The 25,439-nt window shown below is 54.0% G+C and carries 19 protein-coding genes and 1 pseudogene; 12 read left to right on the forward strand and 8 right to left on the reverse strand.

The annotated features are described in order from the left end of the window. Nucleotides 1-147 precede the first annotated feature (147 nt). The 4 genes from HP572_RS16625 (at nucleotide 148) to rluA (ending at nucleotide 8,148) form a co-directional block, all read left to right on the forward strand. The gene (locus HP572_RS16625; RefSeq protein ID WP_240583790.1) at nucleotides 148-1,728 is read left to right on the forward strand and encodes a sensor domain-containing diguanylate cyclase; all 1,581 of its coding nucleotides are present in this window, start codon (nucleotides 148-150) and stop codon (nucleotides 1,726-1,728) included. Between the two features lie 120 nt (nucleotides 1,729-1,848). Beyond that, nucleotides 1,849-4,215, forward strand: coding sequence for a DNA polymerase II (locus HP572_RS16630; RefSeq protein ID WP_240583791.1), 2,367 nt, complete (start codon nucleotides 1,849-1,851; stop codon nucleotides 4,213-4,215). Nucleotides 4,216-4,422: 207 nt separating this feature from the next. Next, nucleotides 4,423-7,326: an RNA polymerase-associated protein RapA gene (rapA, locus tag HP572_RS16635; RefSeq protein ID WP_240583792.1), complete on the forward strand. Its 2,904-nt coding sequence runs from the start codon at nucleotides 4,423-4,425 to the stop codon at nucleotides 7,324-7,326. A gap of 168 nt (nucleotides 7,327-7,494) precedes the next feature. Continuing rightward, entirely contained in the window at nucleotides 7,495-8,148 is a 654-nt protein-coding gene (gene rluA, locus HP572_RS16640; protein ID WP_240583793.1) for a bifunctional tRNA pseudouridine(32) synthase/23S rRNA pseudouridine(746) synthase RluA, read from the forward strand. A gap of 82 nt (nucleotides 8,149-8,230) precedes the next feature. On the opposite strand, the gene djlA is transcribed toward rluA, so the two are convergent. Further along, entirely contained in the window at nucleotides 8,231-9,121 is an 891-nt protein-coding gene (gene djlA / locus HP572_RS16645) for a co-chaperone DjlA (protein WP_240583794.1), read from the reverse strand. Nucleotides 9,122-9,270: 149 nt separating this feature from the next. On the opposite strand from djlA, the gene lptD reads away from it, so the two are divergent. From lptD to apaH, 6 genes are all read left to right on the forward strand, one after another. Continuing rightward, nucleotides 9,271-11,679, forward strand: a complete 2,409-nt coding sequence (gene lptD, locus HP572_RS16650; RefSeq protein ID WP_240583795.1) for an LPS assembly protein LptD — start codon at nucleotides 9,271-9,273, stop codon at nucleotides 11,677-11,679. Between the two features lie 218 nt (nucleotides 11,680-11,897). Next, nucleotides 11,898-13,193, forward strand: a complete 1,296-nt coding sequence (gene surA, locus HP572_RS16655) for a peptidylprolyl isomerase SurA (protein ID WP_205551744.1) — start codon at nucleotides 11,898-11,900, stop codon at nucleotides 13,191-13,193. Then, nucleotides 13,193-14,194 (forward strand): 4-hydroxythreonine-4-phosphate dehydrogenase PdxA, encoded by a 1,002-nt coding sequence (gene pdxA / locus HP572_RS16660; protein WP_240583796.1) that lies wholly within the window; start codon nucleotides 13,193-13,195, stop codon nucleotides 14,192-14,194. The genes surA and pdxA overlap by 1 nt, the downstream gene beginning before the upstream one ends. Further along, entirely contained in the window at nucleotides 14,187-15,005 is an 819-nt protein-coding gene (rsmA, locus tag HP572_RS16665; protein ID WP_014916690.1) for a 16S rRNA (adenine(1518)-N(6)/adenine(1519)-N(6))-dimethyltransferase RsmA, read from the forward strand. The genes pdxA and rsmA overlap by 8 nt, the downstream gene beginning before the upstream one ends. A gap of 12 nt (nucleotides 15,006-15,017) precedes the next feature. Beyond that, on the forward strand, nucleotides 15,018-15,395 hold the full coding sequence (gene apaG / locus HP572_RS16670; RefSeq protein ID WP_010681750.1) for a Co2+/Mg2+ efflux protein ApaG: 378 nt from the start codon (nucleotides 15,018-15,020) through the stop codon (nucleotides 15,393-15,395). Between the two features lie 2 nt (nucleotides 15,396-15,397). Then, nucleotides 15,398-16,255, forward strand: coding sequence for a bis(5'-nucleosyl)-tetraphosphatase (symmetrical) ApaH (gene apaH, locus HP572_RS16675; protein WP_240583797.1), 858 nt, complete (start codon nucleotides 15,398-15,400; stop codon nucleotides 16,253-16,255). Nucleotides 16,256-16,295: 40 nt separating this feature from the next. Here apaH and HP572_RS16680 read toward each other — a convergent pair whose 3' ends face one another. Continuing rightward, nucleotides 16,296-16,490, reverse strand: coding sequence for a hypothetical protein (locus HP572_RS16680; RefSeq protein WP_240583798.1), 195 nt, complete (start codon nucleotides 16,488-16,490; stop codon nucleotides 16,296-16,298). A gap of 148 nt (nucleotides 16,491-16,638) precedes the next feature. Beyond that, nucleotides 16,639-17,169: a DMT family transporter gene (locus HP572_RS16685; protein WP_240583799.1), complete on the reverse strand. Its 531-nt coding sequence runs from the start codon at nucleotides 17,167-17,169 to the stop codon at nucleotides 16,639-16,641. Between the two features lie 110 nt (nucleotides 17,170-17,279). On the opposite strand from HP572_RS16685, the gene HP572_RS16690 reads away from it, so the two are divergent. Continuing rightward, complete coding sequence (locus tag HP572_RS16690; RefSeq protein ID WP_240583800.1) at nucleotides 17,280-18,185, forward strand: LysR family transcriptional regulator; 906 nt, start codon at nucleotides 17,280-17,282, stop codon at nucleotides 18,183-18,185. A gap of 81 nt (nucleotides 18,186-18,266) precedes the next feature. Here HP572_RS16690 and folA read toward each other — a convergent pair whose 3' ends face one another. The 3 genes from folA to HP572_RS16705 all read right to left on the reverse strand — a co-directional run bounded on the left by folA (nucleotide 18,267) and on the right by HP572_RS16705 (nucleotide 20,082). Continuing rightward, on the reverse strand, nucleotides 18,267-18,749 hold the full coding sequence (folA, locus tag HP572_RS16695; RefSeq protein ID WP_240583801.1) for a type 3 dihydrofolate reductase: 483 nt from the start codon (nucleotides 18,747-18,749) through the stop codon (nucleotides 18,267-18,269). A gap of 98 nt (nucleotides 18,750-18,847) precedes the next feature. Continuing rightward, nucleotides 18,848-19,318 carry a threonine/serine exporter gene (locus tag HP572_RS16700; RefSeq protein ID WP_240583802.1) on the reverse strand — a complete coding sequence of 157 codons (471 nt, stop codon included), beginning with the start codon at nucleotides 19,316-19,318 and terminating at the stop codon, nucleotides 18,848-18,850. Further along, the gene (locus HP572_RS16705; protein WP_240585775.1) at nucleotides 19,309-20,082 is read right to left on the reverse strand and encodes a threonine/serine exporter ThrE family protein; all 774 of its coding nucleotides are present in this window, start codon (nucleotides 20,080-20,082) and stop codon (nucleotides 19,309-19,311) included. Before HP572_RS16705 ends, HP572_RS16700 begins: the two co-directional genes overlap by 10 nt. A gap of 202 nt (nucleotides 20,083-20,284) precedes the next feature. Between HP572_RS16705 and HP572_RS16710 the strand changes: the two genes are divergently transcribed. Beyond that, nucleotides 20,285-20,899 carry a LysE family transporter gene (locus HP572_RS16710; RefSeq protein ID WP_119888439.1) on the forward strand — a complete coding sequence of 205 codons (615 nt, stop codon included), beginning with the start codon at nucleotides 20,285-20,287 and terminating at the stop codon, nucleotides 20,897-20,899. Between the two features lie 87 nt (nucleotides 20,900-20,986). Here the strand turns inward: HP572_RS16710 and carB are convergent. Next, a pseudogene (gene carB / locus HP572_RS16715) lies at nucleotides 20,987-24,212 on the reverse strand (carbamoyl-phosphate synthase large subunit). Nucleotides 24,213-24,226: 14 nt separating this feature from the next. Continuing rightward, on the reverse strand, nucleotides 24,227-25,375 hold the full coding sequence (gene carA / locus HP572_RS16720) for a glutamine-hydrolyzing carbamoyl-phosphate synthase small subunit (protein ID WP_240583803.1): 1,149 nt from the start codon (nucleotides 25,373-25,375) through the stop codon (nucleotides 24,227-24,229). Nucleotides 25,376-25,439: the final 64 nt, after the last annotated feature.

Genomic DNA, 25,439 nt, shown 5'->3' on the forward strand with positions numbered 1-25,439 from the left:
CCTTATCAAGACACACGCAATATCATTTTCCAATTCAAGCCGTTAGCACCACTTCAGTAATGTTGTTTTATGGTCAATTCTTTTGCACGGACGAGCCTCAACACTTATGATAGCGGTCATTTTTTGCCACTGTGCCATACTGCCACTATGTTTTTTAAACTATTCAAACATGTCGGATTACGACGTCTTATCCTACTTCTGGCAGTGGCGAGCGCCTTGGTAACACTGGCAAACAGTTTTTATGCCAGCTATCGCGTCCAACGAGAGCTGCTGATTGATAACACGCTTGAAGCCAACCGCGTTTACGCCACCAAGCTCGCGGCGATGACCCATTCCTTCTTTAAAGAATCCCAGCAGCAGCTCGCCTACAGCGCCAATATCGCCGCTACCCAAATGGATGATAAAGTCGGTCTGTTTAAAGAAGCCGAGCGCCTGCGGCTACAAACCAGCAATTTTAACTCTGTCGTCATTGCCGATGAAAAAGGCATCGTCAGAGCCACATCGCCCGATACGTTCCAATTAATCGGGAGAAGCCTGACATCAGAAGGCGCTCTCGAAGCCTTGAAAGAAAAGCAGCCACTTATCAGCCAGCCCTATGTCTCCGCCGCCAATAACCTCATCGTGCTGATATCTTCGCCGATATTCACACGAGATGGCCGCTATAAGGGGTTTATCGGTGGTTCGATCTATCTTAAGCAGCCCAGCGTGCTCAATACGCTCTTAGACAAACACTATTACCGCGATGGTTCTTATATTTACGTTACCGATAAGAACAAAAAAATGCTGTATCACCGTGACATGGAACGTATTGGCAAAACAGAAACCAATAATCTGCAGATCGATGCGCATCATGAAAATAATGGCAGCCAGCATATGGTGAACTATCTGGACGAAGCCATGTTGGCGGGTTACGCCGTTGAAGCCACCTCACAGTGGCAGATTGTGGCGCTTCGCCCAATGGACATCACGCTGAAACCGCTCGATAGCCTGATGCTGAACGTGCTGCGTCACACGCTTCCGCTCGCGCTGTTGACCATCTTCTGCGTGTGGCTGCTGGCTCGACTCATCGCCCAGCCGCTGTGGCTGCTGGCGCGCAGTGCCAATAAGATGGATGCACTCGATGTCTCCGACGACATCAGAAATATCCACTCCTGGTATTTCGAAGCCTCGCAGCTCAAACAGGCCATGCTGTTGGGTATCGATTTACTCCAGCGCAAAATTGGTAAGTTGCGTTCTGAAGCACACTCAGACCCCATGACCGAACTGCTCAATCGTCGCGGGTTGGATAGCGTGCTCCGCTACTGGCAAATGGGGCAAAAAAGCTTTGCGGTCATCGCGCTGGATATCGATCGCTTCAAGCGCATCAATGACACCCACGGCCACGATGTCGGCGACAACGTCATTCGATATCTCTCACAGCTTATTCGCACCAACTCACGCGATGCCGACATCCTGTGCCGCAGCGGCGGTGAAGAATTTTTGATTCTACTGCCGGAAACCAGTCTCGACGTCGCACTCAGCATCGCTGAACGGCTACGACAGCGCGTGCAGGAATTGACCATTCCTGTCGTGGGCAATATCACCATCTCATTAGGCGTTGCCCTGTGGGAACCGGGCGTCAGCGATATGCCAATCGATCGCACCTTCAAGCTGGCAGATGAAGCCCTGTATCAAGCCAAGCAAGAAGGCCGCAACCGCGTGGTTTCAGCCTCCGGCAACGAGCAGTAATCCATTTTCCCTTCTTCTCTCTCATAGGTGATGTCGCTAGATACTGGACATCACCTGTATAAATAACCATACTTATCTCTACCATTCTTCCCTATCCCGCTCGCTATAAAAGGCCGCTTAGTGACTCAGGTTCGTCAGGGGTTTCTACTGACCCGCCACTGGAACGACACACCAGCCGGCACGCAGGTTGAATTCTGGCTGGCCACCGATGAGGGCCCGCTGCTCGCGCGCCTGCCGGTACAGCAGTCGGTTGCCTTTATTCCCGCACAACAAGAAGCCCGCGCCAGAACGCTCTTACAGCAGGAAAAACGCTGGCAGTTAAAACCGCTCGCCATGCAGGATTTCCACCATCAGCCGCTGCTGGGGCTGTATTGCCCGCAATACCGACAGCTGCTGCGGCTGGAGAAATTGCTGCGTGAAAGCGGCGTTCAAGTCTACGAAGCGGATATTCGTCCGACGGAACGCTTTCTGATGGAGCGCTTTATCACCGCGCCAGTGTGGTTTAGCGGCAACGCCGTTTCAGATAGCCTGATGACGGACGCTCGCATGAAGCCGAATCCCGATTACCGCCCGACGCTCAAACTGGTGTCATTGGATATCGAGACTACCCGCCACGGTGAGCTTTACTGCATCGGGCTGGAAGGCTGCGGACAGCGTCAGGTTTACATGCTCGGCCCACCAAACGGCACGCCTGCCGAGCACGAGGATTTTACGCTGGAGTACGTCGCCAGCCGCCCGTTGCTGCTGGAAAAGCTGAATACCTGGATGCAGCAGCACGATCCCGATGCCATCATCGGCTGGAATCTGGTGCAGTTTGACCTGCGCGTCTTGCAGAAACATGCCGAGCGCTACAACATTCCACTCAAGCTGGGACGTAACGGGCAGGCGTTAGAGTGGCGAGAGCACGGATTTAAACAGGGACATTTTTTTGCCAGCGCCACTGGCCGTTTGATTATCGACGGCATTGAAGCGCTCAAGTCTGCGACATGGAATTTTGCCTCGTTTAGTCTGGAGTTCGTCGCGCAGTCGCTGCTGGGGGAAGGTAAAGCTATCGACACGCCCTATCAGCGAATGGATGAAATCGACCGCCGTTTTGCTGAAGATAAGCCCGCTCTCGCGCGATATAACCTGCAAGATTGCGAGCTGGTCACGCGTATTTTCGACAAAACCGAGCTGCTGCCTTTCTTGCTAGAGCGCGCTAGCGTCACCGGTCTGGCGGCCGACCGCAGCGGGGGGTCCGTTGCAGCATTTTCCCACCTTTATTTGCCGCGCATGCATCGCATGGGTTACGTTGCCCCGAATCTGGGTGACGTCGCGCTTGAAGCCAGCCCCGGCGGATTTGTGATGGATTCGCGTCCCGGTCTGTATGACTCGGTGCTCGTGCTGGATTATAAGAGCCTCTACCCTTCCATCATCCGTACGTTCCTGATCGACCCGGTCGGGCTGGCGGTAGGGACACAAAACCCTGATGCTCAGCACGCCATCTCCGGCTTTCGCGGCGCGTGGTTCTCCCGTGAACAACACTGCCTGCCGGCGATTGTCGAGCAAATCTGGCAAGGACGTGAAGCGGCGAAGCGTACCAACAATAAGCCACTGTCGCAGGCGCTAAAGATCATCATGAATGCTTTTTATGGCGTGCTGGGTGCGACGGGCTGCCGCTTCTTCGATCCGCGTCTCGCCTCCTCCATCACCCTACGCGGCCATGAAATCATGCGCAAAACGCGCGAACTGATTGAGGAACAGGGCTATCAGGTAATTTATGGCGATACCGACTCTACCTTCGTCTGGCTGAAGCACGCGCATAGCGAAGAGAAAGCAGCAAAGATTGGCAACGCGCTGGTGCAGCACGTTAACCACTGGTGGACACAGCACCTGCAAGACACTCAGCAGTTGACCAGCGCGCTGGAGCTGGAGTTTGAAACGCACTTTCGCCGCTTCCTGATGCCAACGATTCGCGGTGCGGAACAAGGCAGCAAAAAGCGCTACGCCGGCATGATCGACACGCCACAAGGCGAAAAGATGGTGTTCAAGGGGCTGGAAACCGTGCGCACCGACTGGACACCGCTGGCGCAGCAGTTTCAACAACAGCTCTATCTGCTGATTTTTCAGCAACAGCCTTATCAGGACTGGCTGCGGGATTATGTCGATCGCACCCTGAACGGGGATTTCGACGATCTGCTGATCTACCGTAAACGGCTGCGCCGCCGGCTCGATGACTACCAGCGCAACGTGCCTCCCCACGCCAGAGCCGCGAAAATCGCCGATGACTATAACCGCCAGCAAGGACGACCGCTGCAATACCAAAACGGCGGCTGGATCAGCTATGTGATGACCGTCAACGGCCCCGAACCATTGGAAACCCGCCATTCTCCGCTGGATTACCAGCATTATGTCGAACGCCAGCTCCAGCCCGTCGCGGACGCGATTCTGCCTTTCCTGCACGACGATTTTGCTACACTGGTAACAGGTCAGATGGGTTTGTTTTAAATGAACGTTACTCAGGTTTTAAAAGGCAGGTATTCATGTTTTTACATGAAACAGGCTAATTCGCGCCACAGCAAGTTTGAGGGGTGACGAACGCACCGTCATCCATTACCATAACGCCCTTTCTGAATTTGCATCAGCAGCATTATCGTCAACCGATAATGTAATCAGACATTCCTCCGACACAGACGAACATCGAGCTAAGAATTTATGCCTTTTACACTTGGTCAGCGCTGGATCAGCGATACGGAAAGCGAACTTGGACTGGGAACGGTTGTTGCCGTCGATACGCGTATGATTACGCTGCTTTTCCCTGCCAGCGGTGAAAACCGACTTTATTCCCGCAGCGACGCCCCCATCACCCGCGTGATGTTCAATCCCGGCGACACCGTCACCAGCCATGAAGGCTGGCAGCTTAAAGTTGATGACGTGCGAGAAGAAAAAGGGTTGCTGGTGTATTGCGGCCAACGCCTGGACGATGAAACGGCGGCGGAACTGCGTGAAGTCTTCCTCGACAGCAAACTGACGTTCAACAAACCGCAAGATCGCCTGTTTGCTGGGCAGATCGATCGTATGGATCGCTTTGCCCTGCGCTATCGCGCCCGCAAGCATCAGAACGAACAGGCGCTACAGCAGCAGGTCGGATTGCGCGGCATGCGTGCCAGCCTTATCCCTCATCAGCTTCATATCGCTCATGAAGTCGGTCAACGCCACGCGCCACGCGTTCTGCTGGCGGACGAAGTCGGTCTGGGGAAAACCATTGAAGCGGGGATGATCATCCACCAGCAACTGCTGGCGGGTCGTGCCAGTCGCGTGCTGATTGTCGTGCCGGAAACCTTGCAACATCAGTGGCTGGTCGAAATGCTGCGCCGCTTTAACCTGCTGTTCTCACTGTTTGACGACGAGCGCTACGCCGAAGCCAAGCTGGACAGCAGCAATCCGTTTGAAACTGAACAGCTGGTGATCTGCTCACTGGGATTTGTTCAACGCAGCGCCCAGCGCTTTGCGCAGCTCGTCAACGCCGACTGGGATCTGCTGGTGGTGGATGAAGCCCACCATCTGGTCTGGAGCGAAGAAAGCCCTAGCCCGGAATATCAGGCCATTGAAACGCTGGCACGCGCCACGCCGGCCGTTCTGCTGTTAACCGCAACGCCGGAACAGCTCGGCCAACAGAGTCACTTTGCGCGCTTGCGCCTGCTCGATCCCAACCGTTTCCACGACTATCAGGAATTCGTTGCTGAACAGCAGCAGTACCGTCCTGTCGCCGACGCCGTCACGCTGCTGTTAGCGGGCGAAAAAGCCCAAACGGCTGAACTGAATGCGCTGAGCGATCTGCTGGGCGAACAGGATATCGAGCCGCTGCTGAAAGCCATCAACAGCGACAGCGATGACAATCAGAAAGCGCGTCAGGAACTGATCACCATGCTGATGGATCGCCACGGTACCAGCCGTGTGCTGTTCCGTAACACGCGTCAGGGGGTTAAAGGCTTCCCGCAGCGTGTCCTGCATCAAATCCGCCTGCCGCTGCCAGCGCAGTACCAAACGGCGATAAAAGTGTCCGGCATTATGAACGCGAATAAGGCGCTGGAAGTCCGCGCCCGCGACATGCTGTACCCGGAACAAATTTATCAGCAGCTCGAAGGGGACGATGCCACCTGGTGGAACTTCGATCCGCGCGTGGAATGGTTACTGAACTACCTGACCGCCAATCGTGATGAAAAAATCCTGGTGATCTGTGCACAGGCAGCCACCGCGCTACAGCTGGAACAGGTGCTGCGCACGCGTGAAGCCATCCGCGCCGCCGTCTTCCATGAAGGACTGTCTATTCTGGAACGTGACCGCGCCGCCGCCTATTTTGCTTCTGAAGAAGAAGGCGCACAGGTGCTGATCTGTTCAGAGATCGGTTCCGAAGGCCGCAACTTCCAGTTCGCCAGCCATTTAGTGATGTTCGATCTGCCGTTCAACCCCGACCTGCTGGAACAGCGTATTGGTCGTCTGGACCGTATCGGACAGGCCAAAGAAATTCAGATCATGGTGCCGTATCTTGAAAATACCGCGCAGGCCTTGCTGGTACGTTGGTATCACGAAGGGTTGGACGCGTTTGAGCACACCTGCCCGACAGGCCGTACCATCTATGATGCGCACCATGCACAGCTGATCGAGCGACTGACGACGGTCGGCGAACAGCAGGGGCTGGATGAGTTTATTCACACTTGCCGTCAACAGCACGACAACCTGAAGCAACAGCTTGAACAAGGCCGCGATCGCCTGTTGGAAATGCATTCTAACGGTGGCGAACAGGCTCAGCTGCTAGCGCAAGCCATTGCCGAGCAGGACAATGACGTCAATCTGGTGACGTTCGCCCTGAACCTGTTCGATATTGTTGGCATTAATCAGGAAGATCGCAGCGATAACCTGATCATCCTGACGCCATCCGATCATATGCTGGTGCCAGACTTCCCAGGTCTGCCGCAGGACGGCTGTACGATCACCTTCGATCGCGATCAGGCGCTCTCTCGCGAAGATGCACAGTTTATCAGTTGGGAACATCCGCTTATCCGTAACGGGCTCGATCTGGTGCTGTCCGGCGATACCGGAAGCTGTGCGGTGTCACTGCTGAAAAATAAAGCGCTGCCAGTCGGCACGCTGCTGGCAGAATTGGTATACGTGGTGGAAGCGCAGGCACCGAAACACCTGCAACTGACCCGCTTCCTGCCGCCTACGCCGGTTCGCCTGCTGATGGACCGTAAAGGCACCAATCTGGCGGCACAGGTTGAGTTTGAAAGCTTCAACCGCCAGCTCAATGCGGTAAACCGCCATACGTCCAGCAAGCTGGTGAATGCCGTACAGGCCGATGTTCACGCCATGCTGCAACAGGCGGAAGCGTTAGTAGAAACGCAGGCGCGCCAGCTCATCGCCGAAGCTCAGGAGCAGGCGGACCTGCAACTGCGCCGCGAGCTGGAACGTCTGGAAGCGCTGAAAGCCGTCAACCCGAATATTCGTGAAGATGAGCTGACTGCGCTGGAAAACCAGCGCGAGCAGGTGCTGAGCAACCTGCATGAAGCCAACTGGCGTCTGGATGCAATTCGTCTGGTTGTGGTGACACATCAGTAAACGTTTCTGACAGCGGTATAGGCATAAACCTCATACCGCTGTTATAAAGACACGTTGTTTGAAAAATCGAGATACACGGGCATACCACGGGGCGAGGTCTCCCTGCGGGAACCTCATCCCCGTGTTCTCCCTAATATCACACATTATATGTTGTCTGAAGGTGCTCCGATGGAACCCTATAATCCGCCTACCGATCCCTGGTTGCATATTCTGTATCAGGATCAGCACATCATGGTGGTGAATAAACCCAGCGGTCTGCTGTCGGTTCCCGGCCGTGCGCCAGAACACAAAGACAGCGTCATGAGCCGTATTCAGGCTGACTATCCGACAGCAGAATCTGTACATCGTCTGGATATGGCAACCAGCGGCGTGATTGCCGTCGCGCTCACGAAAGCCGCCGAGCGCGAATTAAAGCGTCAATTTCGCGAGCGTGAACCCAAGAAATCCTACCTTGCCCGCGTCTGGGGACATATGGCGCAGGATGAAGGCGTCATCAACCTGCCACTGATCTGCGACTGGCCGAACCGCCCGAAACAGAAAGTCTGCTTTGAAACAGGAAAAGCAGCACAGACTGAATATCAGGTACTTTCGCGTGACGCTGACGGTACAACACGCGTCAAGCTGATGCCGATTACCGGTCGCTCCCACCAACTGCGTGTTCACCTGCTCGCGCTAGGTCACCCTATCCTCGGCGATGGCTTTTATGCGCATCCCGATGCCAAAGCACTCGCCCCCCGCCTTTTACTACACGCGCAAGAGCTGGCAATCACCCACCCTGAGTTCAATACCCCAATGCACTTTCGTTGCGAAGCGGATTTCTGAGGCCGATGCGCTGACGGTATTTGCAAATCGGGTTTGGTTGAGCGGTAAAACGGGGAAGGTGTAAGAAGAGGAAGGATGCGGATTATTTTGTCTGATTCGCGCTTTTCAACAGTTCATAGGCGGCCTGAATATCCTGCGCTTTGCGCTTGGCCATCTCCATCATCCTCGGCGAAAGCTTCTTGGCGACCAGCTTATCGGGATGATGCTCGCTCATGAGCTTGCGGTAGGCGCGCTTAATCGTCACCGCGTCATCGCTGCTGCGCACGCCCAGCGTACGACAGGCACTTTCGACCGTTGGCCCACGCGGCGGTGAAGCCGGGCGTTGGCCGCCATAAGAGTGTCCGTTGGAGTAGCTCCCGCTGGAGTGACCGTTACTGCGGCGCTGATGCGATTTACCGTTCTGGCGTGACTGATTCTGCCGCGACTGTTGCCCCGTGCTACTCTCCATATTCCGCAGAAAGAACTCAAACTGCTCGCGCGTCACGCCCAGCTCATCGGCAATCACATACAACACACGTCGTTCATTTGGATGCAAAACGCCATCAACAAACGCGACCTGAAGTTGAATTTCCAGAAACATCTTAATTAAATCAAAACGTCCCAGACAGGCATCGCGTAGCTTGCGTAATTTTATTCGCAGAGGGAAATGACTGGTCTTTCCTTCACGGAAAGCCCGTTGAGCGGCGGTTCTGGCCTCACCAAACAGCTCAAGGCGATCCATCATTTTGGTCGCGATCTTGATATCGGCTTCCGTCACCCGGCCTTTGGATTTGGTCAGATGTCCCATGGCCTGAAAGGTCGTGAGAAAGAACAATGACTGACGGGTAGACTGAGCGGAGAAATAATCACGGCGACGCGATGCCCGGGCTTTGTCAATCCAATGCCCCATCAGTAAGCCCATGATCATTCCCCAGATGCCAGCGCTTGAGACGATTCCCAGCGCCAACCCCAGCAACTTTCCCCAATACCGCATATACTCCTCAAATCCTCATGCCGTCAGCCAAAAATTGCTTTATCATACCTGTCATTTATCTTTGCACCTAACGGCGGTGCGTATAGGCGGTGGGGATTTAACACTGGCGCAACGCTAACGAGTGATATAGTCTCTGACCGTTTGCCGGCATGATGCCCCTGATGACGGAACACCTGATACCACGTATGAAAAAAAGTTTCCCAACTCTGCTGGCCACTCTGGTTTGGTCGGCGCTTTACAGCCAGCACGCGCTGGCCGATCTCGCTGCACAGTGCATGCTGGGTGTACCTACGTACAACAGACCGCTGGTAACAGGCGATCCTAATCAGCTGCCGGTCAATATTCAGGCCGACAAAACCGAAGCCAACTATCCCGACAACGCCAAATTCATCGGCAATGTTAACATCCAGCAGGGCAACAGCGTCATGACCGCCGAGCAGGTGGAGCTGAACCAGCTGGATCCGACAACGCAGGGTAGCACGCCTACGCGTACCATTACTGCGACGGGAAATGTCCACTACGACGACAATCAGGTTATCCTGAAAGGCCCTAAAGCCTGGGCCAACCTGAACACCAAAGATACCGACGTCTATGAAGGCGACTATCAGATGGTGGGCCGTCAAGGGCGTGGTTCCGCCGACAAAATGAAAATGCGTGACAGCAATCGCTACACCATTCTGGAAAACGGCTCCTTCACTTCCTGTCTGCCGGGAGATAATAGCTGGAGTGTCGTCGGTTCGGAAGTGATTCAAGACAGAGAAGAGCAGGTTGCTGAAATCTGGAACGCGCGTTTCAAGATTGCTGGCGTACCTGTGTTCTATAGCCCGTATTTACAGCTTCCTATCGGCGATAAACGACGCTCTGGCTTCCTGATCCCCAATGCGAAATATGGTAGCAGCAATGGCTTCGAACTGCTGACGCCCTATTACTGGAACATTGCCCCTAATTTTGATGCCACGATCACCCCGCATCTGCAAACTAAACGTGGTATGCAGTGGCAGAACGAATTCCGCTACCTGACCACGCCGGGCCTTGGTGTCATTCAGTTTGACTGGCTGCCCAGCGACAATGAATACGCAAAAGTCTCCCCGCAGGACGATAACGATACGCGCTGGCTGTTCCACTGGGGTCACAGTGGCGTGATGGATCAGGTATGGCGGTTTAACGCGGACTACACAAAAGTCAGCGACGACCGCTACTTCACCGATCTGGATTCGCGCTACGGTTCGACCACCGATGGCTACGTCACCCAAAAACTCAGCGCAGGCTATGCGAACCAAAACTGGGATACCACGGTGTCCACCAGACGGTTCCAGGTCTTTTCCAACGCAACCAGCCGTGATGTCTACCGTGCTGAGCCGCAGCTTGATATCAATTATTACCAGAATGATATCGGCCCGGTTGATATGCACCTTTATGGTCAGGCGGTAAAATTTACCAACGTCAACGACAATCGGCCGGAAGCGACTCGTCTGCACGTTGAACCAACGCTGAATCTCCCACTGGCAAACCGCTGGGCCAGCCTGAATACCGAAGCCAAGCTGTTAGCGACGCACTACCAACAGGATAATCTGGCTCGCTATCGTGCGACACCAAGTAGCACTCAAGATATACAAGATTCGAAAAATGCACTGAAAGATTCGGTGAATCGGGTGATGCCGCAATATAAAGTCGATGGCAAAATGGTCTTTGAACGCGAAATGGACTGGTCGCAGGCCTATACCCAGACGCTGGAACCTCGCGCGCAATACCTGTTCGTGCCTTATCGCGATCAGAGCAGTATCCATACCTATGACTCCACGCTGATGCAGACCGACTATTCCGGCCTGTTCCGCGATCGCAGTTATAGCGGTCTGGATCGTATCGCATCCGCGAATCAGCTTGTGACCGGTGTCACTACGCGTATTTATGATGATGCGCTGGTTGAACGTTTTAACGCTTCTATTGGTCAAATCTATTACTTCGATCGTCCACGTACCGGCGACCGCAATACGTCTCTTGATAAAAGTGATAACAACGGCAGCCAGGTGTGGGCCGGTGATTCATTCCTGAAAATCGATGATAGGTGGGGCATTCGCGGGGGTCTGCAATATGACAACCGCCTGAACGAAGTCGCGCTGGGCGACGCCGTGTTAGAATATCGTCGCGATGCGGAACGTCTGGTACAGCTAAACTACCGTTATGCCAGCCCTGAATATATTCAGGATATGATTCCTAATGTCAGAAACCCTGGATTCCAGCAAGGTATCTCGCAGGTGGGTGTCACCGCGAGCTGGCCGATCGTCGAGCGTTGGGCGGTGGTTGGAGCTTATTATTACGATACCAAGGCTAATCAGCCGGCAAACCAGCTGATTGGTTTACAGTACAATACCTGCTGTTGGGCTGTGAGCGTCGGTTATGAACGTAAAATTACCGACTGGAATAGTGCCAGCCGCAGCAGCGAATACGACAACAAAGTGTCGTTTAATATCGAATTACGTGGTTTAAGCAGCAATTACAGTCTGGGTTCCGACAAAATGCTGCGTTCAGGTATTTTGCCTTACCAGCGCGCATTCTGATGCAGTACGGAGTTCTTATACACTAAATAATTCGAGTTTCAGGAAGGCGGCAAGGGAAGGAATCCCGATGAGCTTACTCAAGTAAGTGATTCGGGTGAGTGAACGAAGCCAACGCACATGCAACTTGAAGTATGACGTGTATAGATGTGGCAAACAGGCTGTCTCACTGAAACGTTGGAACTTTTAACCCGCCTTGCGGATGAAATAATGGGAAAGGTATGAAGAACTGGAGAACGCTTATTCTCGGATTGGCACTGAGTGCCTCTACCGCGTTCGCAGCACCACAGGTGGTTGATAAAGTCGCAGCAGTGGTCGACAACAGCGTCGTGTTGGAAAGTGATGTAAACAGTCTTTTGCAGTCGGTAAAACTGAACGCCCAGCAGGCTGGGCAACAGTTGCCGGATGACGCCACGCTGCGTCATCAGATTACCGATCGCCTGATCATGGATAACATCATCCTGCAAATGGCGCAGAAGATGGGTATCCAGGTGACGGATGAGCAGCTGAATCAGGCGATTACCAATATTGCCGCTCAGAACCGGATGTCTCTGGACCAGCTAAAAAGCCAGCTGGCTTATGAAGGTCTGAACTACAACACCTACCGTAACCAGATTCGCAAAGAGATGCTGATTTCGGAAGTGCGTAACAACGAAGTCCGTCGTCGCATTACCGTGCTGCCACAGGAAGTCGATACGCTGGCTAAGCAAATCGCCACCCAGACCGGTGAAAACGATGAGCTGAATCTGAGCCACATTCTGATCCCATTACCAGAAAACCCGACTCAGCAGCAGGTTGATGAGGCGGAAAATCTGGCAACGTCGCTGCTGAAACAAATCAATGAAGGCGCGGATTTTGGCAAATTGGCCATTACCTATTCCGCAGACTCTCAGGCGCTGAAAGGCGGCCAAATGGGCTGGGGCAAGTTACAAGAGATCCCAACGCTGTTTGCTGAACGCTTAACACAGGCGCAGAAAGGTCAGGTCGTTGGCCCGATCCGTTCTGGTGTGGGTTTCCACATTCTGAAAGTGAACGATATTCGTGGCGGTAACAAAAGCGTATCAGTAACCGAAACGCATGCTCGCCATATTCTGATCAAACCATCTGTCGTTATGACAGACAGCCAGGCGCAAGCCAAGCTGGCCGAAGTGGCACAGCAGATCAAAAACGGCAGCACCGATTTCGCCTCACAAGCCAAACTGCTCTCTCAGGATCCAGGTTCAGCAAATCAGGGCGGCGACCTTGGCTGGGCTTCTCCAGATATGTACGATCCGGCCTTCCGTGATGCGTTGTTGAAACTGAAGAAAGGCGAAATCAGTCAGCCTGTTCACTCCTCTTTTGGCTGGCACCTGATTCAGTTGCTGGATACCCGTCAGGTTGATAAAACCGACGCGGCGCAAAAAGAGCAGGCGTACCGTATGATCTTTAATCGTAAATTCGCTGAAGAAGCGCAAACCTGGATGCAGGAACAGCGTGCAGCGGCCTATGTCAAAGTGATTAATGGTGCCAGTAACTAATGCAGACTGAGAGCAATACGCCACGCGTTGTGATCACCCCCGGCGAACCCGCCGGGATTGGCCCCGATCTGGTGATTGCTCTGGCTCAGCAGGCCTGGCCTGTAGAGCTTGTGATCTGTGCGGATCCTGACCTGTTACTCAGTCGCGCATTGCAGCTGTCTATGCCGCTGACGCTGCGTGACTATCAACCCGGCCAGCCCGCACAGCCACAACAGGCAGGCAGCCTGACCATTCTGCCGATCGCCGCACCGGCAACCATCATTCCAGGCCAACTGAATGTCGCTAACAGCGCTTATGTCGTTGAAACGTTGGCGCGTGCTTGCGATGGCTGCCTGAACGGCGAATTCGCCGCGCTGATTACCGGCCCGGTGCATAAAGGCATTATCAACGATGCTGGTGTCCCATTCAGCGGACACACTGAATTTTTCGCCGATCGCAGCCGCTGCGACCGTGTCGTCATGATGCTGGCAACAGAAGAACTGCGTGTCGCCTTAGCGACCACGCACCTTCCGCTTGCAGCGGTTTCTGCGGCGATTACCCGCCAGAGCCTGCACGAAGTCATCACGATTTTGCATCACGATTTGCAGACGAAATTCGGCATTGCTCAACCGCAAATCTATGTGTGTGGGCTAAATCCTCATGCCGGTGAAGGCGGCCATATGGGCCGTGAAGAGCTGGATGTGATTAACCCAGCGCTGGACGAACTCCGGCTGCAGGGCATCACGCTGGTTGGGCCGTTGCCTGCCGACACGCTGTTCCAGCCAAAGTATCTGCAACACGCTGACGCCGTTTTGGCGATGTATCACGATCAAGGGCTCCCGGTTCTGAAATATCAGGGCTTCGGGCGCGCCGTTAATATCACGCTGGGGTTACCTTTTATTCGTACGTCGGTCGATCACGGTACAGCGCTTGAGCTGGCCGCAACCGGCAGCGCCGACCCCGGCAGCTTCATCACGGCATTAAATCTTGCCATTAAAATGATAAAACACAGTAATGAATAATCGCGTACACCAAGGTCACTTCGCCCGTAAACGTTTTGGGCAAAACTTTTTAAACGATCACTTCGTGATCGATAGCATCGTTTCGGCGATTCATCCTCAACCGGGTCAAGCGATCGTTGAGATCGGTCCCGGCCTCGGCGCGTTGACCGCGCCCGTTGGCGAGCGGATGGATCGTTTTACCGTTATTGAGCTGGATAGGGATCTGGCCGCGCGGTTGGAAACGCATCCGACGCTGAAAGACAAGCTGACGATTATTCAGCAAGATGCCATGACGATCGATTTCGCCGCGCTCGCTGAACAGGCTGGGCAACCGCTGCGTGTTTTCGGCAACCTGCCGTATAATATTTCCACACCGCTGATGTTCCACTTGTTCACCTATACTCAATCTATCCGCGACATGCACTTTATGTTGCAGAAAGAAGTGGTTAACCGCTTGGTGGCAGGGCCGAACAGTAAAGCCTTTGGACGCCTGAGCGTCATGGCACAGTATTATTGTCAGATAATCCCAGTGCTTGAAGTACCACCAGAGGCATTCAAGCCCGCGCCTAAAGTTGATTCCGCCGTAGTGCGACTCGTTCCTCATGCCGAGATCCCCTACCCGGTCAGCGACATTCGCGTGCTGAGCCGCATCACGACGGAAGCGTTTAACCAGCGCCGTAAGACACTACGTAATAGTCTGGGCAACCTGTTCACCCCGGAAATTCTCACCGAGCTGGGAATCGATGTCTCCAGCCGCGCAGAGAATGTGACCGTTGAACAATATTGCCGATTGGCAAACTGGTTGAGCGAGCATCCTGCAAAACAGGAATAACTGGAGTTCATCATGATTAATGCGCCCCGCGTTTGTGTACAGGTTCAGAGCTTCTACGTGGAATCACAGTCGGAGCCTGATGAAGAACGTTTCGTGTTTGCTTACACGATTACGGTTCGCAATCTGGGGCGTCATGAAGTCCAGCTTTTGGGGCGGTATTGGCTGATCACTAACGGTAACGGTCGCCAGACTGAAGTGCAGGGTGAAGGCGTAGTCGGCGAACAGCCGATTATCCAGCCCGGCGGCGAATTCCAATATACCAGCGGTGCTGTCATCGAAACGCCTCTCGGCACGATGGAAGGCCACTACCATATGGTTGACCATCAGGGTAAAGCGTTTCAGGTTTCCATCCCCGTTTTCCGTCTGGCTATTCCTTCACTGATACATTAATTATGTCTACCTATTTAGTTGGCGATGTTCACGGCTGTTTCGTGGAACTTAATGCGCTATTGGCGCAAGTTTCCTTTAATCCAGAGCAAGATACGCTCTGGCTAACTGGCGATTTAGTCGCACGCGGGCCGGATTCTCTCCAGGTCCTACGCTTTGTTCGCTCCCTCGGTTCCTCTGTTCGCATGGTGCTTGGCAATCACGATCTGCACCTGCTGGCCGTTTATGCTGGTATCAGCCGCAACAAACCGAAAGATCGGCTCAACGAGCTCCTTACCGCGCCCGATGCCGACGAACTCATCAACTGGCTACGTCGTCAGCCAATCTTGCAGGTTGATGAAGAACTAAAGCTAGTTATGGCGCATGCGGGTATCACACCGCAGTGGGATCTTCCAACGGCGCTGATGTGTGCACGCGAAGTCGAATCGATCCTGAGCAGCGACAGCTACCCGCTTTTCCTTGATGCTATGTATGGCGATATGCCGAACCACTGGAGCACGGAGCTCAGCGGTCTGGCCCGTCTACGCTTTAGCACCAACGTCTTTACCCGTATGCGCTACTGCTTCTCTGGCGGGCAGTTGGATATGCTCTGTAAAGAGCCGCCGAGTCAGGCCCCTTCTCTGCTAAAACCGTGGTTTGAGCTGCCGAGCCAGGTCGCCGGGGAATATGCTATTGCGTTCGGCCACTGGGCCTCGCTGGAAGGGAAAGGCACGCCGGAAAACATTTACGCGTTGGATACCGGGTGCTGTTGGGGGGGAGAACTGACTATGCTGCGTTGGGACGATAAGCGCTATTTCACGCAACCGTCACTCTCATCAAATACCGAGCTTTCTGGCAATAGCGCGCCCTTATCAGGTGAGTAAAGGTTCGAAAGCCGTTGCTCGATCGCCAACCGTGCCAAAGTCATAGAAAGGGAAAAGTCGTCTCAGACTGAGCCTTTTTGGATGACGTTACGGCCAACTCCTCGGCGGGAATCGACCAGATACCGCCGCCAAGAAACCCAGACAGGCCAACGGTTTCTACGCCGCCTGACGGCAATTCACGGCGGCGTGGATCGCTCAGTCGGTCAGTATTCAGATTGCTGTTTCTATTCGTCATGCTTACTGTCTCCTATCTATCAACTCCTATCTATCAAACACAGCGGCTTAACGACATTTCAATTGAACGACGGAAGCCGCTACTCATTTTCATACTAGCGATGATAGATGACGGAAATGTGACCTATTTCCGTTAAAAAATGGTGAGTTCATCTCTCGCTGTGTTGGCTGATGGGTTCAGCGGTGGATTTTGTCAGCGGTTGAGAAGCCGCAGAATATTGCACCACCAGCATCCCCATCACGATTAACGTGACACCCGCGATTCGCCCCAGCGTCGCAGGCTTCACTGCCAGCCCCATCAAACCAAAATGATCGATGATCAGCGATGCCACAACCTGACCGACAATCACGCAGACAATAAAACCTGAGGCTCCAAGCTTTGGCGTCAGCAATAAGGCGGCAGTGATATAAGCCACACCTGCCACTCCGCCCAGCCAGATCCACCACGGCCCCTGCAAGGCATTACCCAGCGCTGGCGTGGGCACCCGAGCAGCAAACAGAATCGGCAACAGCACGCAGATGCTGACCAGCAGGGATACCAGCGTTGCCCAAAGTGGATGGCCTAACGAGCGACCCAACATCGCATTACTGGCGGCCTGAAAAGGCACAATGCTCCCGGCAAATACCGCAATACCCAACGGCAGCAATAATGAGAGAGAAAAAGAAGAGAATAACGACATGGAACCCCCTGATTCACAATATAAGTTCACAACGTAATTGGGATGTTCCAATACTCCATCATCCATTAAACTGATGGAAATTCGTAATTCATACGGAAGGCATTCGTAAAATGGATGATTTGCGTCGTATTGATATGAATCTGCTGCTAACGCTTCATGCGCTGTTGACGGAGAAACACGTCACGCGGGCAGCGCTGCGCCTGCACCGCAGCCAGCCTGCCGTCAGCCATTCACTATCACAGCTTCGCCAGATTTTTAACGATCCGCTGTTAGTCCGGCGTGAAGTCGGTCTGACGCTGACGACTCGCGCTCAGGCGCTACTCGACCCGCTGGAACAGGCGCTTGACCAGTTGAATGGGCTTATCCAGGCACCGCAGTTCGATCCGTGCCATAGCACGCGACATTTCCGTTTGACGCTCTCTGATTACGGTACGAATGCCGTTTTGCCAACGCTCATGCGGCATCTACGTGTACAGGCTCCCGGCATTTCGCTGGCCGTCAGTCATGCCGGCCGTGAAATGATGCTGGCACAGTTGATTGATGGAGAAATCGACTTAGGCCTCGGCGTATTTCCTGAACGCCCGCCTGAAATACACGCCGAGCTTCTCTTTGAAGAACAGTTTGCCTGTCTGGCCGACCGCGCCACGCTGCCGGAAAACGGTACGCTATCGTTTGAGGCATGGCTGGAACGACCACATGTTCTGGTCACCATGCATCCCGATTCAGCCAATGAAGTGGACAGCGCGCTTGCTGCAAGCGGCCTGTCACGCAATGTCGTACTGACGCTGCCCCACTGGCATGCCGCCATCAATCTCATTGCCGGCACTGACCTGATTTTGACAGCGGCGCGACGAAGCATGACCCACATCACCACGCCAGATTTGTACATTTTTCCGCCTCCTTTCGCGATACCCAACTTTGCCTTCCAGCAGGTGTGGCATAAGCGACGCGAGAGCGATCCTGCGCATCGCTGGCTAAGGCACGCCATTTGGGAAAGCTGTCAGTCGGGGAAATAAAACATCGGGTAAGAAAACGAAAAAACCCGCAACAAGGCGGGTTAGCTATTCATCGACAGAATATTATCGCAGGAAAGGCGCTTAGCGGCGTTCCAGAACCTCGAAGCAGTAACTGTGTGAGTTGCGCTCATCAGCATCATGGAATTCGCTGAAAACAGACTGCCACTCATCCGGCTCATAGTCAGGGAAATGCGTGTCGCCTTCCACTTCGGCATCAATGTGCGTCAGATAGAGGCGATTAGCCTGCGCCAGCATTTGTTGATAGATACTGCCGCCGCCAATCACCATCACTTCCTCGACGTCGCCCGCTGCCGCCAGCGCAGCGTCTAGCGAAGAGACCCAGGTCACACGATCGTCATCACCGGGATGATTGCTGACGACAATATTCAGTCGGCCGGGCAGCGGCTGACCGATAGAACGGAAAGTATTACGCCCCATAATAATCGGCTTATTAAGCGTATTACGCTTAAACCATGCCAGATCGGCTGGCAAATGCCACGGCATCGCGTTTTCCATACCAATCACGCGATCCACTGCCAGTGCAGCAATCAAACTAATAACCATGGTGAAAAAACCCTGTAGGTCAGAAAATTGCTGACACTATACGGAAAGCCCTTTCGCTCGTCGATATAGATACAAGACCGAAACGTAATATAAGAGTTTTATACTCCCGGCCGTTTGCGGTAGAGCCAGATCCCCGGTAAAGACAGGCCGATAGAGAGCGCACCGACGATAAAACTGGCCTTCAGGAAATTGGTCATCATGACGTTCATCAGCGCTTCGCTGTAGCCAAGGTGCGAAATTTCCACTACCGAAATCATCGCCGTATAGGCAGAAATACCAGGAAACATCGGGATCACGGCCGCTACGGTAAAGACTTTAGGATGCGCCAGCAGCCAGCGCGACCAGCGAATACCGATGATGCCAATCAAGATCGCCGCCAGAAACGACGCCCACTCGATATTCATGCCGAAATGTATCGCCATAAACCGCACGCCATGCCCGACACCGCCCAGCAGCGCACAATAAGGCAGCACTTTCAGCGGCACGTTGAAGACCATCGCAAACCCCAACGCAGGAACCGCCGCCAGCACCATATCCTGCAAGAGCGCCCACAGTAAACTTAAGACCATCCGCGTAACCCCCACAGCGACATCGCCATCACGACACCAATACAGGTTGCCAGCGTCAGTAAACTCGCGACCGTCCAACGTGCCAAACCGGTATTCACGTGCCCTTTAAACATATCTGCCACGGCGTTAATCAACGGAAAGCCGGGAACCAGCAGCAGCACGCTCGCCGCCATCGCTACCGTCGAGGTTTGAGAAAAAGCGGGTAAACGCATTAACAGCCCGGATGCCGACGTCGCAACAAACGCCGTAATACAGAAGTTGATCAACGGATTCAGGTGTCGCGCCGTAAAGACCTGCCGGACATACATCGCCAAACCGCTGGCAATCAGCGTGACGATAAACGCATCCCACCCTCCGCCGTTCAAACGGCTGAAACAGCCGCAGGAGAGCGCAACAACGGACACCATCAGCCAGCGCGGATAGCGCAACGGCTTGATATTTCCCAGACGTTTTTCCACCCCTGCCACATCCAGCAGCTTATGTTCGGCCATGATGACTGCATGCTGAACCTCAATAACGACGTGCATGTTAATGCCGCGGTCCACATTCTTCCGCGTCGACGTCAGGCAATGTCCCTGCACGATGGTGGTCAGCACAATCGAATTTGCTGAGATAGAGCTCTCAACGCTATCAGCGCCGAGCGCCATACCCAGCCGTGACGACAGCTGTTCTACCACCATACTCTCTGCGCCGTGCTGTAACAGCAGCAGCGCACACTGGATGCACAGTCGGGTTATTTCCCGCTGCTGTGGCGCTTCCCCCATCCGTTTTTCGCTACTGAATGGTTCACGGTTCTCACGTTCACTGACCATGTTGTTATCTCAACCCGCCCCTGAAATTAACCATAAAAAATGAAAGGATAATTGTTAACATATCGCCGCCGAATAACCAATAAGTGTGATGCGAATTCATTATTCTGGCGCTATCATTTCCAACGTTCTTACTATTTCACTCTCTGGGATGACCATGTTAGAAACATCGCTGTTTGTCGCCACTATCGCCACGCTGGGGATGCTCTCTCCCGGCCCGGACTTTTTCCTCGTCATCAAGAATGCCACACGCTACCCGCGCGTTACCGCACTGATGACCGCGTTTGGCGTCATCTGCGGCGTGGCAACCCACATGGCATACTGCGTCGCGGGGCTGGCCGTCGTCATCACCACCACGCCGTGGCTGTTTAATGTACTGAAATATGCGGGTGCCGCCTATCTGATCTGGATCGGTATTCAGGCGTTATTCGCGCGCGGCGGAAGCAAGATGGATGTCTCAAATCAGGGGCAGCAAAGCATCAGCCTGAAAAAAGCGTTCCTTCAAGGTTACCTCTGCAATCTGCTGAATCCGAAAGCGACCCTATTCTTTCTGGCGATGTTCACACAGGTCCTGAACATTCACTCTGGCATCGGTGAAAAGCTGTGGTACGCCATGATTATCTGGCTGTTATCGGTCGTCTGGTGGCCGCTGCTGGTCATGCTTTTCCAAAGCGAACCGGTACGGCGCGGCCTGACTAAAGCACAGAAACTGGTGGATAAGCTGCTGGGTACAGTTCTGATTGCGCTGGGTATCAAAGTCGCGCTGGGTTAACACGCAAAACGTTCCCCATGAAAAAAGCCAGCGCTGTTACCAACGCTGGCTTTTATTATCCGCTTACCGCCGACCGAAGTCGGTCAATCAGCCTTTAATCATCGCATGCATTTCCTGCACAGAAGTCACCTTCTCCGTCGGATCTGCCGTCAACGACATGGCTGTGGCGAAACCGCCGTTCAGCGTCGTGTCGTAGTGCACCTTGTATTGCAGTGCGCTGCGGCGAATCAGCTTGGAATCTTCAATCGCTTGACGCCCTGCGGTGGTGTTGACGATGTAGGTGTACTCGCCGTTCTTGATGCGGTCCTGAATGTGCGGACGACCTTCATGCACCTTGTTCACCAGACGACGGATTAATGCCCGCTTCGCCCAGTTCAATCGCCGTGCCGTGCGTCGCATCCAGCTCAAAGCCATACTTCAGCAGCTTGGCCGCCAGATCCACCACGCGAGCTTTGTCGCCTTCACGCACCGACAGCAGCGCGCGTCCGGTTTTCTTCATGTGCGAGTTACTGCCCAGCATCGCTTTAGCAAACGCTTCAGCAAACGTGCGGCCCACGCCCATGACTTCACCGGTTGAACGCATTTCTGGCCCCAGAATCGGGTCAACGCCAGGGAATTTGTTGAACGGCAGCACCACTTCTTTTACGGAGTAGTACGGCGGGATAATTTCTTTCGTGACGCCCTGCTCAGCCAGCGTTTTACCTGCCATCACGCGTGCCGCGACTTTCGCCAACGGAACACCTGTCGCTTTCGAGACAAACGGTACGGTACGTGCCGCACGTGGGTTCACTTCAATCAGATAAACTTCGTTATCCTTCACCGCGAACTGCACGTTCATCAGACCGCGAACGCAGAGTTCAAACGCCAGTTTCTCAACCTGCTGGCGCATCACGTCCTGAATCTCTTTGCTCAGCGTATAAGCCGGCAGTGAACAAGCCGAGTCACCGGAGTGAACGCCCGCCTGCTCGATGTGCTCCATAATGCCGCCAATCAGCACGCGCTCGCCGTCACAAATCGCATCAACGTCGACTTCGATAGCATCGTCAAGGAAGCGGTCTAACAGCACCGGCGCATCGTTGGATACGCTAACCGCGTTTTGGAAGTAGCGACGCAGGTCGATTTCGTCGTACACGATTTCCATCGCGCGGCCGCCCAGCACATAAGAAGGACGGACAACCAGCGGGTAGCCGATACCACGCGCTTTTTCTACCGCCTGCTCAATGGTCGCGACTGTGGCGTTAGCCGGTTGCTTCAGCCCCAGACGATTCACCGCCTGTTGGAAGCGCTCGCGGTCTTCTGCACGGTCAATCGCATCCGGGCTGGTGCCGATAACCGGCACACCTGCCGCTTCCAGCGCACGCGCCAGTTTCAACGGCGTCTGACCACCGTACTGCACGATCACGCCTTTTGGCTTCTCGATGCGGACGATTTCCAGCACGTCTTCAAACGTTACCGGCTCGAAGTACAGACGGTCAGACGTATCGTAGTCTGTTGAAACGGTTTCCGGGTTGCAGTTGACCATGATGGTTTCATAACCATCTTCACGCAGCGCCAGTGAAGCGTGGACGCAGCAGTAGTCAAATTCGATCCCTTGACCAATACGGTTCGGCCCACCGCCCAGTACCATGATTTTGTCACGATCCTGAGTCGGATTGGCTTCACACTCTTCTTCGTACGTGGAGTACATGTACGCGGTATCGGTCGCAAATTCAGCCGCACAGGTATCGACACGCTTATAGACCGGATGCAGGTCGAACTTATCACGCAGCTTGCGAATTTCGCTTTCCGCCACGCCAGCCAGTTTCGCCAGACGCGCATCAGCAAAGCCTTTACGCTTCAGCGTACGCAGGAATTCGGCATCCAGCGCGGTTGCGCCTTTTTCAGCGACCTGCTCTTCCAGACGCACCAGTTCTTCAATCTGCACCAGGAACCAGCGGTCAACGTTAGTCAGGTTAAATACGCCATCGACAGACATCCCCGCACGGAAGGCATCGGCGATGTACCAGATACGCTCGGCACCGGCATCTTTCAGCTCGCGGCGGATTTTGGTCAGCGCTTCTGGATCGTCCAGATCCACTTTCGGATCGAAGCCGGTTGCGCCCACTTCCAGGCCACGCAGCGCTTTCTGCAAGGATTCCTGCTGCGTACGGCCAATCGCCATCACTTCGCCCACAGATTTCATCTGCGTGGTCAGACGGTCGTTAGCACCAGCGAATTTTTCGAAGTTGAAACGTGGAATCTTAGTCACAACGTAGTCGATAGCAGGTTCGAAAGACGCTGGCGTACGACCACCAGTGATGTCGTTCATCAGCTCATCGAGCGTGTAACCCACGGCTAACTTGGCCGCGATTTTTGCAATCGGGAAGCCCGTCGCTTTAGACGCCAGCGCGGAAGAACGTGATACACGCGGGTTCATTTCGATAACAATCAGACGGCCAGTTTTCGGGTTTACCGAGAACTGAACGTTAGAACCGCCCGTTTCTACGCCGATTTCACGCAGTACCGCCATCGAGGCGTTACGCATGATTTGGTATTCTTTATCGGTCAGCGTTTGTGCAGGAGCGACGGTGATAGAGTCTCCGGTGTGGATCCCCATGGCATCGAAGTTTTCGATTGAGCAGACGATGATGCAGTTGTCGTTCTTATCACGCACCACTTCCATCTCGTACTCTTTCCAACCGATCAGCGATTCATCGATCAACAGCTCTTTGGTTGGCGAAAGATCCAGACCGCGCTCACAGATCTCTTCGAACTCTTCACGGTTGTAAGCGATACCGCCACCGGTGCCGCCCATCGTAAAGGAAGGACGGATGATGCACGGGAAGCCGACGTCAGCCGCAACTGCCAGCGCTTCTTCCATATTGTGTGCAATACCGGAACGCGCGGTATCCAGACCGATCTTTTTCATTGCCACGTCGAAGCGGCGGCGATCTTCTGCTTTATCAATCGCATCCGCCGTTGCACCAATCATGGTCACGCCGAATTCGGCCAACACGCCCTGACGTTCCAGTTCCAGTGCACAGTTCAGCGCAGTCTGGCCGCCCATCGTTGGCAGCACCGCATCTGGACGCTCTTTTTCAATGATTTTACGCACCACTTCCCAGTGAATCGGCTCGATGTAGGTCGCATCGGCCATTTCCGGGTCGGTCATGATGGTTGCTGGGTTGGAGTTCACCAGAATAACGCGGTAACCCTCTTCACGCAGCGCTTTACACGCCTGTGCACCCGAGTAGTCAAACTCACACGCCTGGCCGATAACAATCGGGCCTGCGCCCAGAATCAGGATGCTTTTAATATCTGTACGTTTTGGCATTTTCTCGCTCCTGATTATTTAGCTGAAGAACGGTAAGTCTGAATCAAGTCAATAAAGTGGTCGAACAGCGGCGCGGCATCGTGCGGGCCTGGGCTCGCTTCTGGGTGACCCTGGAAGCTGAACGCGGGCTTATCCGTGCGGTGAATCCCCTGAACGGTGTGGTCAAACAGGGATTTATGCGTGACGCGCAGCGTGGCAGGCAGGTTATTTTCATCAACCGCAAAGCCGTGGTTCTGTGCGGTAATCATCACACAGTTGTTATCCAGATCTTTGACAGGATGGTTGCCACCGTGGTGACCCAGCTTCATTTTGATGGTCTTCGCACCGCTCGCCAGTGCCAGCAGTTGGTGACCTAAGCAGATACCGAATACCGGAATATCCGTTTCCAGGAAGGTTTTGATCGCGCGAATCGCGTAGTCACACGGCTCTGGGTCGCCCGGGCCGTTAGAGAGGAAAATACCGTCTGGATTCAGCTTCAGTACGTCCTCAGCAGGTGTCTGGGCCGGAACGACCGTCAGGCGGCAGCCGCGATCCACCAGCATACGCAGAATGTTGCGTTTCACACCGTAGTCATAAGCCACAACGTGGTAAGGCAGTTCGCTTTCGTTTTTCGCCGCAGGCAATTCGCCTTCCAGCGTCCAGCTTCCCTGTAACCAGCTGTAGCTTTCTGCCGTCGTCACTTCTTTTGCCAGATCCATGCCCTTCAGCCCTGGGAAGGCTTTCGCTTTCTCCAGCGCGACGGCAGCGTCCGGCCCATCGCCCGCGATGATGCAGCCATTCTGTGCGCCTTTCTCACGCAGCAGACGGGTCAGTTTACGGGTATCGATATCAGCAATGGCGACGATGTTGTTGCGTTTGAGGTATTCAGACAGGCTTTCTTCACTACGGTAGTTGCTGGCAATCAGAGGTAAATCGCGAATAACCAGACCTTGAGCCTGTACAGAGGGGGATTCTTCATCGTTGGCATTGGCGCCGACATTACCGATATGGGGATAAGTGAGAGTGACAATCTGGCGGGAATAGGAAGGATCAGTAAGGATTTCTTGATAACCGGTCATCGACGTATTGAAGACCACTTCCCCCACTGCCGACCCTTCTGCCCCAATGGCCCGACCGTGGAATTGGGTTCCGTCTTCCAGAACCAATAGCGCTGACTTAATCAAAACACCCTCCAAGGAATAAACAATCACGTTATTTGCATATTAATTCAGATTCGAGCCACTAAAT

Origin of the sequence: Pectobacterium sp. PL64, assembly GCF_022477975.1 — a bacterium.
In the GTDB taxonomy this organism is placed as follows: domain Bacteria; phylum Pseudomonadota; class Gammaproteobacteria; order Enterobacterales; family Enterobacteriaceae; genus Pectobacterium; species Pectobacterium jejuense.